Origin of the sequence: Escherichia marmotae, assembly GCF_002900365.1 — a bacterium.
Lineage (GTDB): Bacteria > Pseudomonadota > Gammaproteobacteria > Enterobacterales > Enterobacteriaceae > Escherichia > Escherichia marmotae.
Genome location: NZ_CP025980.1, coordinates 107572 through 123708 on the forward strand (window position 1 = coordinate 107572; position 16137 = coordinate 123708).

The window sequence follows — 16137 nt, forward strand, 5'->3', positions numbered from 1 at the left end:
GTGCTGACGTACTTCCGCACTCACTTGTTGTCGCAAGGAGGGAAATACTCACGACGTCAGACTGGCTGCTGATACGCTTGACGCGCTACAGACGAATAACCCGGCAGGAAAATTATTCTTCGTCTGGATATGAGTTACGACACCGAATGGTTGAAAAGGTTCGACGCGATGACCCCCATATTCAGTCGAGAACAGAGGAGTCAGATACCAGCAGGAATATCGATTTCAAAGCCCGCCGATAGGTAGTAGAGAGGACTCAACGCGGAATGAATCGTTTTCGTAGAGTATTGATCCGGCGGGAAAAGAAAGCCGAAAATTATGAGGTTCTGTTGCATTTTACCCACAGATTTATCATCTGGATAAAATCCTATTGGAATAGGCTCATAGAAGTTTAATTACTCTCTAGTTTATTTAGTGCTGACTGGAAGATAGTAATTTGGAACTCGAGACTACGTTGTCTATACGGTTGATATAAGTTAAAAAGGCATCAGACGATATGGAGGTATTAAAAATAAACATATGACATGACATGTCATTGTTTTTATAGAATATTTAAATTCACCCCTTCTCAGGGGAAGATTTTAAACACTTTAACGATTAAAGATTTCATTATTCGTTAATTAATAAAATGTTTTATAGAGATATTATTATGAGATTACCAGAAAAAAATCCTTTTTCCCCAATAAATAATTCCCCCACAGCGCAAGAAATACAAAAAGAAACGAAAGACACAACACCTCCACAACAAAACTCTCGTCACATTAAACCAATCAAAACAGTATCAGAAGCGCAGTTGCGCTTCTTTGACAAAATAGTTTTGAAAGAAAACTCTGTGGAAGATGTTGTTACTATTGGAAAACTGATCCAGAAAGAAATTCAGCAACAAGAGCACAGAACATACTCACCATCCTATCATTCAGGCAACTGGAAATCATCGTTGTTGCACAACTTCCTACTTAGTCTTTCGAATCTTTATAATGGCCGACAGCCGATAGAGGATGATCTCTCCTCAGATATAGGCGACATAAAAAGCACAAACATATTTAGAAGTAAAACCTCAGTAAAAACAAGCAGTTTCAGACACACCCCTGTTGCAGCAATCAAATATTTTGAACAGGTAATAACATCAACTAATAATATGGATACAAATACCCCCCTGGAAATAAACAAAACAGTCAGTAAAAATCTACTGAAAGAAAGAAAAAATACATCAAAAAACGACAGTTCGCTTTCCCATTCATATGGTAAAACGAAAAGAAAAAAACGCTCTCCTATAGTTGAGAAAAATACTCAACAAATGCTAACACCAGAAACTTTTGACCAGAAGCTTCAACTTAGCGACGAACAGAAAAACAGCCATAAAACAGAAATCATAGGAATAAAGAAAGCCATTACGGGCTACAATCAATTAAAGGAAAAAAATAGTCGTGAAGGTTTAAATTTTCTACAGGCGCAAGCTGACTTATTAACAAGTCTCAAGGAGAAAATTTCCACATCAGAAACTGCCTCTAAAAATATAGAGGCATTGATAGCAGATATAAAAAAAGAATACTATTCACATACCGTAGATATTGAGAAAAACATTCATGCTATATGGGTAGCAGGTTCCCCACCTGAAAGTATAACTGACTATATCAAAGCTTTTCTGAAAACCTATGATGACTTTAATTACTATCTTTGGGTTGATGAAAATGCTTTTGGTGCGGCAAAATTCACCAGCATTTTAAAACAAATAGCTTTTGATTTAGCATGTAAAGATATTCAACAGAACACTCAGAAAAAAAACATAGATTTTATTAATAAATACAATGAAATAAGAGAAAAATACAACAATAGCCCATCAGGGCAACAGGAGTATTTGAATCAACTTAGAGAAATTTATGATGATTATCAAAAAATAGCCACTCCACTGAAGCACTGGTTTAACGCACTTTTTTTAAAAAACATGATCAAACTCCAGGATGATTTCTTCAACCACTGTATTGTGAAAGGAGTTACAGAAATCAATGATGAATCACGAATAAATTATCTCCAGAATGTAATTAAGTTATCTGAAGATGATATTAATAGCTTTTACAAAACTATTAATAGCAATAAAGAAACAGTAACAAAAATCATTCATAACTTACAGCGTGAGTTTGGTGAAAATCGCATTTCGATTAAAGACGTTAATACGTTAACTTCTTTATCAAAGGCAGAAAATAATCATAACTATCAAACGGAAATGCTTCTTCGCTGGAACTATCCTGCCGCCTCAGACCTGCTCAGAATGTATATTCTTAAAGAGCATGGTGGCATCTATACTGATACTGATATGATGCCGGCATATTCTAAACAAGTGATTTTTAAAATCATGATGGAAACAAAAGGAGATAATCGTTTCCTGGAAGACTTAAAGCTACGCCGTGCAATATCTGATGGTGTGTTAAAGCATGTTAATAAGCAAAGTCTGGATGATGTCAACTATGATGGAATCGTTGATGCAGATAAAAAAGTTATTAGCAATATATTAGCGTCAATATCTAAACTACCTGAAGATAATATTTTCACTAAGATCGACACAACTATCCCACGCGATACAATGCCCATTCTTCGTCGCTACCATCTATGGCCCAACGGATGGAATATTCGTGGACTCAATGGGTTTATGCTATCACATAAAGGTAGTGAAGTTGTTGAGGCTGTTATCGCTGGCCAGAATCAGGCTTATAGAGAACTAAGAAGGATAAGAGATAATGTTCTGAGTGAACTATACTTCAAACAGACTGATGACATATCTTCACTCCCATATACAGACAAAGTGGGAGGGATACTGGTAAAAAAATACCTTTCCGGTAGTCTTTTTTCCAATTTCAGACAAGATACTATTATTCCGGAAGCGCTGAGTACCCTTCAGATATCCGGTCCGGATTTGATTCAAAGAAAAATGCTGCAATTTTTCCGTGGCAGAGGTGTGTTAGGAGAAGACTTCATCAATGAAAAAAAATTAGGTGATAAAGCTTATATTGGCGTATACAAAACAACAGGTACAGGAAAATATGACTGGTTAAATCCTGTGTCTGTCGGTGTTAATGATGTCACTCCTGCGGATGAAAGCACCTGGTGCATAGGAAAAAGCAGGTGTGTCGATGACTTCCTGTACAAAGATGTTTCAAAAATAAAAACAGAAAATCTTCCTGAACTGTTTTTAACCCAAATAGATACTGATAAATTTATCTCACAATGGGCCACTAAGACTAAGAAAGACTTTAAAAAAGAAATACAAAGTCTTACTGAGCGCTATAATGATTTAATTGAGGCATCTGGCATCGACTTTAAAACTCTTTTTGAAACAGACCAAATGATCTATATGCTCATGCTAGAAATAAATGATGACATAGCAAAAAGGTCTTTGTTTTCACTTCAGGTACAGATTGCCGAAAAAATTCGGAGGATGAACAACCCTGTAGAAAACAAAATAAATCTTTATCCTGATTTATATAAAAATATTGATAACGACCTTAGATTATCTATAAAATCATTCCTTGCAAGCAACCCTCACACTCATATAAACATTTTTTATAGTGACAAAGCAGAGCATAATCTTTTCATAAAAGAATTATTCTCCCTCGCCATTATGGAAAGGGAATTAAGAAATATTCTTAATGATATGAGTAAACATAAGACACCTGAAAACTGGGAAGGGAGGGTAATGCTAGAACGATATCTTGAGTTAACAATGAAAGATCATCTTGGCCTACTATCATCTCAGGAAGCTAATGCTCTTCTTGAAACATCCAGCTTCATTTATGAAAATAATGAGTTGAATGAGAAAGTAGAGTCAGTTAAAAATAAAATAAATTCAAATGAACTCTATTTTGATATAATAAAAGAAGATTATAATATATGGCAGGATCTTTCCACAAGTTCAAATAAAGCCGAACTTATTAAAACATTAAAAAAAATATCAGGTAATACTGAGAGCAAAATTCAGTATGATATCTTTCTTGATAAATTTGAAAGAAGGTATATAGATAGTATTCATGGAAAATTACGGAAAATTATCAAGGAGTTCAATGGCAATCCCCGTATAGCTATCCAGAACATTGATAAAGTACTCTTCAGTGGACAGGTACTTGATCGTCTGCATAGTGAAGGATATGTATTTTCTGATTTAAACACCTTATCTCGTTACACTATGACCGGACTAGGAATTACAGGTGTGCATACCTCTGAGAATGTGCTACCAGGGCCCTCCTCTGCCTTAATTAATATATTAAAAGAACATTATGGCACAGATGATATTAGTGATAAGTTGTCACTGGTGTATAATTATATTTTGGATAAAAAAAAACCAGAATTAATCCCTGTTGAACTTACAAACAAACTATCACAATTATCTCTAAATGAATTGTTGACCCCTGTAGCCGGTCAAAGTGTCAATCTCTTGGGGATGGGGTATTCATCCAATAATGGCAAAATTACTGAGCAGGTAATGCTCAGTGCTGCTGATGGATTTGAGAATCCAGTATCTGACTTTATGAATGCCTATCTTGAAGATTTATATAAGATCCATGTAAGCATGCGGGAAAAAACACTCAATGAGCAGAATCTTCGCCAACTCATGGAAAACTCTGTGTCTTCATGTTTCTTAAGCGAACAAAATATTAATAAATTACTCAACGAAGCGAAAAAAAGACCTTACCAATCTTTAACTGAAATACACCAGCATCTCTCTGGCCTACAAACTTTTGCCGATGCAGCCCTTCCCTTACTCTCTGCCGCATTACCCGGAACCAGTAAGCTATTGCGCCGTGAGCAAGACTATGGACGTCCACCAGTTATAGCAATTCAGGATTCCACGTTTGTGGTTCCTTATAATTTCAAAGGTATTGGCTTTAATGAGAACCTTATATCTTCTGCACCTGTAGTAACTTCATTACATTTTATTGCTGAACACGCTAAATACACCCTGCTCTCCTGGCCCGAATTTTACCGTCACCATGCACAGAGATGGTTCGAAATGGCTAAAGGATATGGTAGCCAAAATATCGACTTTCACCCTCAGTCACTTTTGATCTCCCCTGAAGGACGCTGTATGGGAATAGCCTTACTTTATCTCCATACTGAAAATACTGATCATTATGGTATTCTACAGGAAAACCTCATGACAGTCAGTGCACTCCATCAGACCTATAATCGTGATAAGCTGCCTCTAACTAAAGATGATAATACCCTACTGACCAGAACTCAGCGTCTGATTGAAATGCTGCAGTATCAGGGAAATAGACATATTACCGACGAATCGCTACTTCAAAAGACCGCATGGAAACCACAAAACCTATCCCGATTGTTTCTTGAAAAAGGTGTTAAGCGTGCTCTGATAACCACGCCTACCCATACCCTGGTACTGCAACAACTGGAAGATATTTTCCGGATCACTGATCCAAACTTTGGACACGCAGATTTCCGTTCTCTTCTGGATGCTCTGAAGTTTATTGAGGCTAGCATACAATTAACCCCAACACTTCAGGAGCATTATGGCCTATTAAACAAAAAGATTAGTGAAAATATACAAGTACATTATGCCGATTCAGATATGATCTGGAACAAGCTGTTACCAGTTAATGATGCAGGACTGAGCACCCGCCCTCAGCGCACCACCGCAGACCGCCTGGCGGCTCTGGCTGAACCGGTCGCCGTTGCTGGTATCTCCCTGCCTGTAAAAACACTCTATGATATCGGCGCCACCCTCGACGGCCGGCGCATCACTGCGCTCCCCGCTCCGGAGCACATCCCCTCCCTGCGCCTGAATGGTGATGTACTGCATGATTATCTCTCCCGCACCGTCCTCACTCCGGAACAGGCGGATAACATTCGAAAAATTCTGCAGACTCAGGGACTGTATAGCGGCACCCGGCCCATCGACCCGGATATGATTAACGGGACACCCGATGATATGGTCTCATCACTGGTTCGCCTGCAACGGCAGGCGACACGGATAAAACAGCAACTCGCCGGCGTACTGGATACCCTGCAGCAGCGCTTCCGGCGTATTACCCCCTCATCCGGTCGTCCTCTTTCTGTTGAACAGATTGAGCTGACTGATATCGGGAGCGGGCGATTCAGTCTTCAGGTCAGTGATGGTGAAAAGCAACACACTGTTTCTGTGGAAGCGCCGGAAGTGGTGTCCCGTTTTCAGAAACTTTCTTCCATGCTTTCGGCACTCCCTGCCAGTGGGGTCATGGATTTCGATCTCGGCATGAGTGTGGTCGGTATTGTTCAGTATGCCCGCATGCTGCAGCAGGGGCAGGAAAGCAGTATTCTGGCCCATGTCAACCTGGCCATGGACGCCAAACAGTTAGCCGAGGCCACTCTCGGTAGCATGATCCAGATTGCCGGGAATAAATTTCTCAATACAGAGGGGATCCAGGGATTCCGGCTGGAAAGTGCCGTCGCTGAAGGTCTGCGCTCAGCGGCGACCCGTACCGGAGGCACAATGGGCAAGGCGCTCTCCGCCAGTGCCCGCGTTCTTGAACTGCCCGTACTGGAAACCGCTCTTGGTACCTGGAATCTGTACAACAGTGTCACCCAGCTCCGGCAGGCCACACGCCATTCTGATATTATGGCGGCCCGGGTACAGGTCGCCTTTGACTCCATCTCTCTGGGACTGACGGTGGCTTCTGCGGTCTTTCCTCCTCTTATTATTGCCGCCGGGCCTGTGGCCGCTATTGGGATGGGGGCTCCCGCTATTGCCCGCAATGTGGCACTGAAAGAAGAGCGCTATGAACAATGGCTGAAATATAAAAAATTCCTGACTGACGGCAGTAAACACATTGTCGTGGCCTCTCCGGAAAGAGGTGTGCTGGATTTCTCCGGAAACCAGGTACTGGGAAAAATGGAGCTGGATCTGCGACAGTCTCCCCCCGTCCTGCGGGGAGAACGCTCTTTTAACGCTGACCGGAAAATCGGTCATCGTCCTGACCTGGGGGACTGGCAAATTCGTGAGAAGGTGGGTTATGCCTACAGCATCAGCCCCTACCACGCCCTGGCACACGGCTACGCCAACAGTAAATGGCCCCGGACCCTGCCGGAAATCCCGGCGGGAGAGTATGACACCATTATTCTGGGCTACGGTCACCAGTATAAGGCCAGTACAGAAATAGAATATCTGTCCAACAAAGTGGTCTGGCGGGAAGCGGTCGCGGACAGCAATTCCCGCGACTGGCGTCCTCCACTGGAAGTGCTTAACAGTCAGTGTTCCGTGACCGCAGGAGAGCGGAAGACCACCATACTTCCCCTGAGGGTGCTCAGCGACCTGACACCGGAACGCACAGCACAGGCAATATCACTGAAAGATTACAGGTTCATACTGAAAGGGGGAACCGGTGGCCTGACGGTTCAGGTCGGCGGAGCGGGATATTATGATATTGATGCGATGCCGGCGGCAAAAGAGAATACGCTCTCCTTTCGCGGACTGCCGGAAGCGTTTCCGCTCACCTTTGATTTATCAAAACAAACGCAGTCTGTCATGCTGAAAACAACGGACGGTGACGTGCCGGTAATGACCATCACCCAGAAGGGAATAAACACCCTGGTCGGTACCACTGCCGGCGAAAACTGGCTGACGGGTAACGATAAGGACAATACCTTCCATACGAGTTCCGGCGGAGGTACTGTCATCTCCGGTGGCGGGAATAACCGCTATATTGTCCCCCGCGATTTAAAAAAACCGCTGACCCTGATGCTGTCCGGTAACTCGGTCTCTCACGAAATCCTTCTGCCAGAAACAGCCCTGACAGAATTAAAGCCCACCGTTCTTGATCTGAGCCTGATTTACTGGACCGGGAACAATATAAAGGTTCAGCCGGAAGAGGAAGCGCAACTGAACCGTTTTGCCGGAAACTTCAGGGGACATACCCGTGATGGTATTACTCTGGAAGCAGTTTCCCGGGAAAAGGGGCTCCAGCTGGCGGTTTCATTATGTGATGTTCAGCGCTGGCAGGCTGTTTATCCGGAAGAAAATAACAGACCAGACGCCATACTGGACAGGCTGCATGATATGGGATGGAGCCTGGCCCCCCGGGTCCGGTTCCGGGGGGGAGAAACATCTGCCAGCTATGACCCCCTGACCCGTCAGATCGTTTACCAGCTTCAGGAGCGTTACTCGGAATTCCGGCTGACCGGCAGCCGCCATTACTCCACGGCGCTCACCGGCACCCCCGGAAGCCGGTATATCATCATGGAGCCGGATACAGCACAGCTATCTCCGGTGCATGTCATTCTGGCCGGTGACAGTGAGCATCCGGAAACGATTGATTTGCTTGAGGCCGACCCGGTTCTGGTTGAAGGGAAAAAAGACAAAAACAGCGTGATATTATCCATCGCATCCGTTACGTATTCCCTTCAGCTGACAATATCCGGGATCGAAGGATCGCTGCCCGGGACAACCCGTGTGGCAATTCAGCCTCAGGATACCCGTTCACTGAGTGATGTCCTCCGGCTGTTACCGGATAATGGTAACTGGGTGGCTCTTTTCCGCAGTGGTTATACTCCGGTGATAAACCGGCTGGAAAATCTGATGACACAGAACCAGGTCATGATGTTCCTGCCCCGCATATCCGGAAGTGCAGAGCAGGTATTGTGCCTTGAAAACCTGAGTGGTGTCAGGAAGAAAGTGGAGGGTGAGTTACTGTCAGGGAAGCTGAAAGGGGCGTGGAAAGCAGAGGGGGTGCCCCCTGTTCCGGTACATATCTCAGAACTGAATATCCCCCCCCATTCCCGGCTGTATCTGGTTTTTGAAGGAACAGAGAATGTGTTGCTGCGTGGCAAGGTACATGCCGCTCCGTTGAAAATCAAATCCGCCGGAGAGATGCGGTTGTCTGAAGGACAGTGGCAGCCTCAGGAACATATTATTGTCAATCCCGACAACGATGCCCCATCCCTGATACTTGAGGGATTTCGTCGTTTCAGTCTTGTACCGGATGCAATATTTTCTTTAAAACTGATGTGCCATCAGGGTATGGTCCGCATCGACCGCAGGACATTATCGGTCAGACTGTTCTATCTGCGTGAACAGTCAGGTATCGGCAGTTTACGTCTGACGTTCAGGAATTTTTTCACAGAAGTGATGGATACCACCGACAGGGAAATTCTGGAAAAAGAGCTGAGACCGATCCTGATAGGAGACACACACCGCTTTATCAACCCAGCCTACAAAAATCATCTGAATATCCGGTTAGGGGAAGGCGTTCTGAATCTGGCGGAGATTGTGGCGGAATACGCCCGTATTCAGAAGGAAGAAACGTCAAAAATATCATATACATATAAAGGTGCCATGCAAAGAAGTCCGGAGGGACTTTCTCTGGTAGAAAACGCGGTTATGACCACCCGTCTGACAACAGATTCGGGGAAAAAATTCCCGTCCTTCCACGCATGGTTCATTGAGGGGTTATCTGAACGCTATGAGAGCTTACCTGCGGCACGGAAAGCAGAAAGTGTATATTACCTGACCGCAGAAGGCGACCTGCAGATAACCTCTCAGGTCGCTGAAAAAAGGGTGAATCAGGCAATGATTGTCTCCCTGTCAAACTACCGGCAACAGTGGGAAAAATATCCTTTAAGCATTTTATCCGAAATCCCCGGCGCCAATAATACGGTTCTTCATTCGGTTCTCAGGGTCAATGGCCCGACAATACAGGAGCGCATGATTGATTACAGGGGGAAAGAGGACAACAATCCCACAGTATCTTTCTCAGATATGATGGTCATTGAGGGTGAACAGATGCTGCATCATGACTCACGAACCTCAAGACAATTCCATTCCAGAGAAGACGCCATGCTGTGGGAATTGCAGCAACGGGTATCAGGCGCTCCCCGCGCCCGGGCGCAGGATCACTGGCTGATGGATGCGGCAGCAAGAAACGGAGAATGGAAGATCACGCCGGAAATATTGCGCCACACACCGGGCTATCACCGGAGCACGGTGTCGAAATGGCCCCGGGGATGGCTGAAAACCGGCACAATACTCCAGACGCCGGAAGATAAACATACGAATGTCTACCTGACCACCACACAGAACAATGTATTTGGTCGTCAGGGGACCGGCTATCAGGTGTATTACCGGATTGACGGAATGCCTGGTGCGGATATAGCGGATAATGCCCCCGGGGAAACCCGCTGTACCCTCAGGCCCGGAACCTGTTTTGAAGTGACAGGTGTGGATGAAAGGCATTATGAGAGGAATATCATTTATGTCACACTGAAACCCTGTGACCGGAGCCGGAATGGAGAAGGTAAAACGCCGGCCGGTGACAGCCTTTTTAACTGATTAAAGTAGCTTTTACAGGAACATACCCCGCATCTGTGTACTCATGCGTACACAGATGCTTAACCAGGCCCCTCCTGTTTTCGGGGAGTGTGTTTTACCCTGTGGTGGTCAGTAAAAGTGCCCCGGCAGTGGAAGCCCCCCATCAGCGCTCTGTACACCATCGGGAAGAAAATACGCGCGTTGTCAGCGTCTGAACGCCTGGCTGTCAGGCAGATACATGCAAACTGCTACTACCCTCTCTTCATCAATGGACACGGAAAAACGCCACGTTATCGAAAAATCCTGTGTGAGAGCATCGTTCAAGTATATCCAGAAACAGAGGGTCGCGAAGTGCTACTGACGGTATGTAACCGGCTCATTTAAACCGTCTGGTCTGTTTCCTCCGGCTCTACAAAAATAATGTCCATCATTTTTAATGGACACTATCGTATGAAACACCGGACCTGGATCACTGAAGCTTTACGTCTTCACTTTGAAGAACATTTACCCCGGGTTGTGGCCGGGCGTCGCCTGGGTGTACCAAAATCAACAGTTTGTAGTATGTTCGTGCGCTTTCGGAGAGCTGGCCTTTCGTGGCCTTTGCCCGCAGGCATGTCGGAGCAGGAACTTGATGCCTGCCTTTACGGACAATTTTCCACGGTACCAGTCGTACGTCCTGAAAGCACCGTTATATCCGAAGCCCCCGTGGTAAAAAAACGTCCCCGGCGGCCCAACTTCCCTTATGAGTTTAAAATCGCCTTAGTGGAGCAGTCACTGCAGCCCGGAGCCTGTGTGGCGCAGATCGCCCGGGAAAACGGAATCAACGATAACCTGCTCTTCAACTGGCGCCATCAATACCGGAAAGGTGGCCTGCTGCTTTCCGGAAAAAATATGCCGGCACTGCTTCCCGTGACGTTAACGCCGGAGCCGGATAATAAAATCCCGGCCCCCGCACAGGAACCAGAGCAGATAAATACACCGTCCGACAGTCTGTGTTGTGAGCTGGTTCTGCCGGCCGGAACTCTCAGGCTTAAAGGTAAACTGACGCCGGCGTTATTACAGACACTTATCCGCGAAATAAAAGGGAGCAGCCACTGATGATATCTCTCCCTGCCGGTTCGCGTATCTGGCTGGTTGCCGGTATCACCGACATGCGGAATGGCTTCAACGGCCTGGCATCAAAAGTTCAGAACGTCCTGAAGGATGACCCGTTCTCCGGACACCTGTTCATCTTCCGCGGACGCCGGGGTGACCAGATAAAAGTGTTGTGGGCTGACAGTGACGGACTGTGCCTCTTCACCAAACGCCTGGAGCGGGGCCGCTTCGTCTGGCCAGTCACCCGTGACGGCAAGGTGCACCTTACTCCGGCTCAGTTATCCATGCTTCCTGAAGGTATCAACTGGAAGCACCCGAAACGAACGGAACGCGCTGGAATCCGCATATAACCCGTTGTAAAGTGAGGATATGGACACCTCACTTGCTCATGAGAACGCCCGCCTGCGGGCACTGTTGCAGACGCAACAGGACACCATCCGCCAGATGGCTGAATACAACCGCCTGCTCTCACAGCGGGTGGCGGCTTATGCTTCCGAAATCAACCGGCTGAAGGCGCTGGTTGCGAAACTGCAACGTATGCAGTTCGGTAAAAGCTCAGAAAAACTTCGTGCAAAAACCGAACGGCAGATACAGGAAGCTCAGGAGCGAATCAGCGCACTTCAGGAAGAAATGGCGGAAACGCTGGGTGAGCAATATGACCCGGTACTGCCATCCGCCCTGCGCCAGTCTTCAGCCCGTAAACCGTTACCGGCCTCACTTCCCCGTGAAACCCGGGTTATCCGGCCGGAAGAGGAATGCTGTCCTGCCTGTGGTGGTGAACTCAGTTCTCTGGGATGTGATGTGTCAGAGCAACTGGAGCTTATCAGCAGCGCCTTTAAGGTTATCGAAACACAACGTCCGAAACTGGCCTGTTGCCGGTGCGACCATATCGTGCAGGCACCAGTACCGTCAAAACCCATTGCACGCAGTTATGCCGGAGCGGGGCTTCTTGCCCATGTTGTCACCGGGAAATATGCAGACCATCTGCCGTTATACCGCCAGTCAGAAATATACCGTCGTCAGGGAGTGGAGCTGAGCCGTGCCACACTGGGGCGCTGGACAGGTGCTGTTGCTGAACTGCTGGAGCCGCTGTATGACGTCCTGCGCCAGTATGTGCTGATGCCCGGTAAAGTCCATGCTGATGATATCCCTGTCCCGGTCCAGGAGCCGGGCAGCGGTAAAACCCGGACAGCCCGGCTGTGGGTCTACGTCCGTGATGACCGCAACGCCGGTTCACAGATGCCCCCGGCGGTCTGGTTCGCGTACAGTCCGGACCGGAAAGGTATCCATCCACAAAATCACCTGGCCGGTTACAGCGGTGTGCTTCAGGCCGATGCTTACGGTGGTTACCGGGCGTTATACGAATCCGGCAGAATAACGGAAGCCGCGTGTATGGCTCATGCCCGGAGAAAAATCCACGATGTGCATGCAAGAGCGCCCACCGACATCACCACGGAAGCCCTGCAGCGTATCGGTGAACTGTATGCTATCGAGGCAGAGGTACGGGGCTGTTCAGCAGAACAGCGTCTGGCGGCAAGAAAAGCCAGAGGCGCGCCACTGATGCAGTCACTGTATGACTGGATACAGCAACAGACGAAAACACTGTCGCGTCACTCAGATACGGCAAAAGCGTTCGCATACCTGCTGAAACAGTGGGATGCCCTGAACGTGTACTGCAGTAATGGCTGGGTGGAAATCGACAACAACATCGCAGAGAACGCCTTACGGGGAGTGGCCGTAGGCCGGAAAAACTGGATGTTCGCGGGTTCCGACAGCGGTGGTGAACATGCGGCGGTGTTGTACTCGCTGATCGGCACATGCCGTCTGAACAATGTGGAGCCAGAAAAGTGGCTGCGTTACGTCATTGAACATATCCAGGACTGGCCGGCAAACCGGGTACGCGATCTGTTGCCCTGGAAAGTTGATCTGAGCTCTCAGTAAATATCAATACGGTTCTGACGAGCCGCTTACGACGGTATGGCAGAATCTGATAACAATTCAGTATAACGGACTCTTTGTGCCGCCGGTCTTGAAAAGAAAAACTATATATCTTATTCGGCTGTGATCACCGCAGAGAACGAGCGACAACGGGTAAGCATCTATCGAACATGGAGTTGGAATACTGATGTTTTTTTCTGAGGCTCCCTATCCCCAAAGTGAGATATTTAGAAAATCCACCTACTCAGAAGGTTGCTTTTAACTTTTCACCATCTTTTTTTCTATTCATCTCATTGATTTTAAACAAAAAACAAAAAACCTTTCATACTGAAATCACCAGTACATTGTGTTGTTAGCATAGTTTCTTAATTGCCAGTTTTCTAGAACGTTATGTAAGGCTGACTCCGCATTTATGCTTAATTTGCCCCTGCCCTGCAATGAAAGATTATCCCTTTCTTTGCAGCTTCAGTTTATCGCGCATTATCATTGGATTCTCGTTGTATCCGGGGGACATTCAGAATGATGCAGGTCTTGAAGTTGGTGTTTCGCTAAAGCATTTTTTCTGTAACAGGAATTATGTTATGAATTTAGATGGCTACGCCAGCATATCGGTATGTCGTTAAAACGAAAGTGCTACAGTGCGTATTCCGCTCTATTCGATCACGGATTGGCATCGAAGTTCGATCAGCGATTCGCATCTTTTCGATCAACCGGGAACTTAACTTTTCCTGCTGCTTTTTAACTTTTTTTTCGTCGCTTTCCACTGCCAGTTTATTTTTCCTCATTGACTCTCCCTGGAGTACCAGCCTGTGCGTGTTATGCACCAGCCTGTCCAGGATCGCCTCCGCAGGCGTCGGGTTCTCCATCAGACCGTGCCACTTGTCTACCGGGAACTGGCTTACCACGATGGTGCTGCTTTGTTCGTAGCGGTCTTCGATGATCTCCAGCAGGTCGTTACATTGCGCGTTGCTCAACGGCTCCAGACCCAGATCATCCAGGATAAGTACCTGCGTCTTCTGCAGTTGTTTCAGGTGCTTCAGCCAGCGCATTGGCTATCCAGCTCTTTCCACATCCCGTCAGACCGGTGATCAGCAGACTTTTCTTGTGGATGATGTAGTGACCACTCAGCAGTTCACGCATCTGTTCGGCCCGCAACCCACGGGAGACCGGGTAATGCAGCCCCTCCGGGGCTGCCTGGTACTTCAGGTTGGCGTTTTTTCTCAACCGTGCAATACGACCGTTTTCTTTATTCAGCAGCTCGTCATCGGCCAGCAGGGTCAGTCTATCTTCGAACGACAGCTCGTCGTAGGTCCGAGGGGTTTCACGCTGGCGTATCAGGCTGCCGGCCATCGCCGGGAGTTTCAGTTGTGTCAGTTTGTTTAACAGATTATCGCTCATATCATCTGTTCCTTCTGTCAGTTAGTGGTAGTAACCCGGGCCGCGCAGGTTTTCATGCTCTGGTGAGACTGCTGCGTATTGTTCACTCTGACGGGATAATGGCAGCTCCTGGTTCTCCCGGTGGTGATGCAGCAGGTTATCGATGAAGCGTCTGTCCGGCGCGTTATAGTGCCAGGCGACACAACTGGCTTTTTCCAGCCGCTCTTTGCCATATTTTTTCTGCAGCGCGGTCAGGCCAAGGACTGCGCGGTAGACAAGCTCCGAATGGGCCTTTTCCTTCAGCATGGCCTCAACCACCCTGCCGGTGAACGGGCCTATGTTGCACCCCATCTCGATCAGACGTTCCGGTGTCCAAGTCCCATGCCCCCGGTGCTGCGCCACGCACTGCCCCTTGTGCCAGAGCTGGATCACCGCCTGACCCGCCTTCAGCGACAGGCGCTGACCAACCAGTTCGTGCGGAACTGAGTACCAGTGACGGGCATATTCAACGTGGTAGTCAGGCCCCACCTTCACCGCTTTGTATTCGGTGTACTCATACGTTGTCAGAGGCAGCGGTGAGAGTGCCGGCGCATCCAGCGTGCGGAAGCGCTCTGCATGGGTTTGATTGCCGTATCCTTTCATTGGTCGGTTGTTCATGTCTGTCAACAATTCCCAAAGGCGGTTATTCAGCGCCCTGAATGTGTGGAAGGTTTCGTTGCGGATGCGGGCAAGCTGCCACCACTCGACGATAAGGACACCATTTTCCGCCTTCGGCTTGTCTTTCGGCTTATAGGGGCGGGCCGGGATGATGACAGTGCCGTAGTGCTCTGCCAGCGCCTGATAACTGTCGTTGATAACCGGCTCATAGCGATCGGCCTTTTTCACCGCGCTTTTGAGATTGTCGGGGATAAGCAGCTTCGGCACATCGCCAGGAAGGTCAGACAGCGGCTGTTGGCGTTCAGCCAGGACATCATATCCTGGCCTTCGCAGGCCTCCACGTAGGTATAGTCCGACGCGCCCATCACGGCCACGAAGATGGTCACCCGGCGTATTTCCCCGGTATCCGGATTGACGACAGGGACTGTAGGGCCGCAGAAGTCGATAAAGAGCTTTTCGCCGGCGCGGTGCTCCTGGTGCATGGAGAGGCGTCACTCGTTCTGATGCAGATGAACCTTTGACCGGGAATATGCGTTTTTCAAGGGCATCATGGGACACCCCTGCGGGGAGGAGCCATGACAGCGAGGTGGTTTTGAAGCGGGCAAGAACATCAAAAACCGTCGATGCGCTGATTCTCAGCGTCAGTGCGATACAACGGTTGGTCAGCTTCTGGTCGAATTTGAGCTGAAGGATCTTAAAACAAGTTTCCATGGAACTCCTGGCTTTTCTCTTTTTAGACATAGATGTCTCCATTGGCTTAAAAAACAGCAATGAAGACTGTG

The 16137-nt window shown here is 47.4% G+C and carries 4 protein-coding genes and 2 pseudogenes; 4 read left to right on the plus strand and 2 right to left on the minus strand.

Going from position 1 to position 16137, the window contains the following annotated elements; translation table 11 throughout:
• Nucleotides 1-649: 649 nt before the first annotated feature.
• The 4 genes from C1192_RS24420 to C1192_RS24440 all read left to right on the plus strand — a co-directional run bounded on the left by C1192_RS24420 (nucleotide 650) and on the right by C1192_RS24440 (nucleotide 13324).
• Complete coding sequence (locus C1192_RS24420; protein ID WP_038354815.1) at nucleotides 650-10309, plus strand: DUF3491 domain-containing protein; 9660 nt, start codon at nucleotides 650-652, stop codon at nucleotides 10307-10309.
• Nucleotides 10310-10708: 399 nt separating this feature from the next.
• Complete coding sequence (gene tnpA, locus C1192_RS24430) at nucleotides 10709-11386, plus strand: IS66-like element accessory protein TnpA (protein ID WP_103194836.1); 678 nt, start codon at nucleotides 10709-10711, stop codon at nucleotides 11384-11386.
• The gene (tnpB, locus tag C1192_RS24435; protein WP_069906977.1) at nucleotides 11386-11733 is read left to right on the plus strand and encodes an IS66 family insertion sequence element accessory protein TnpB; all 348 of its coding nucleotides are present in this window, start codon (nucleotides 11386-11388) and stop codon (nucleotides 11731-11733) included. The genes tnpA and tnpB overlap by 1 nt, the downstream gene beginning before the upstream one ends.
• Before the next feature lie 19 nt (nucleotides 11734-11752).
• A complete protein-coding gene (locus C1192_RS24440; protein WP_103194837.1) occupies nucleotides 11753-13324 on the plus strand; it encodes an IS66-like element ISCro1 family transposase in 1572 nt (523 codons plus the stop codon).
• A 715-nt stretch (nucleotides 13325-14039) separates the two neighbouring features.
• Here the strand turns inward: C1192_RS24440 and C1192_RS24450 are convergent.
• Nucleotides 14040-14719, minus strand: a pseudogene (locus C1192_RS24450) (ATP-binding protein).
• 21 nt (nucleotides 14720-14740) lie between these two features.
• Nucleotides 14741-16066 (minus strand): annotated as a pseudogene (istA, locus tag C1192_RS24455) (IS21 family transposase).
• Nucleotides 16067-16137: the final 71 nt, after the last annotated feature.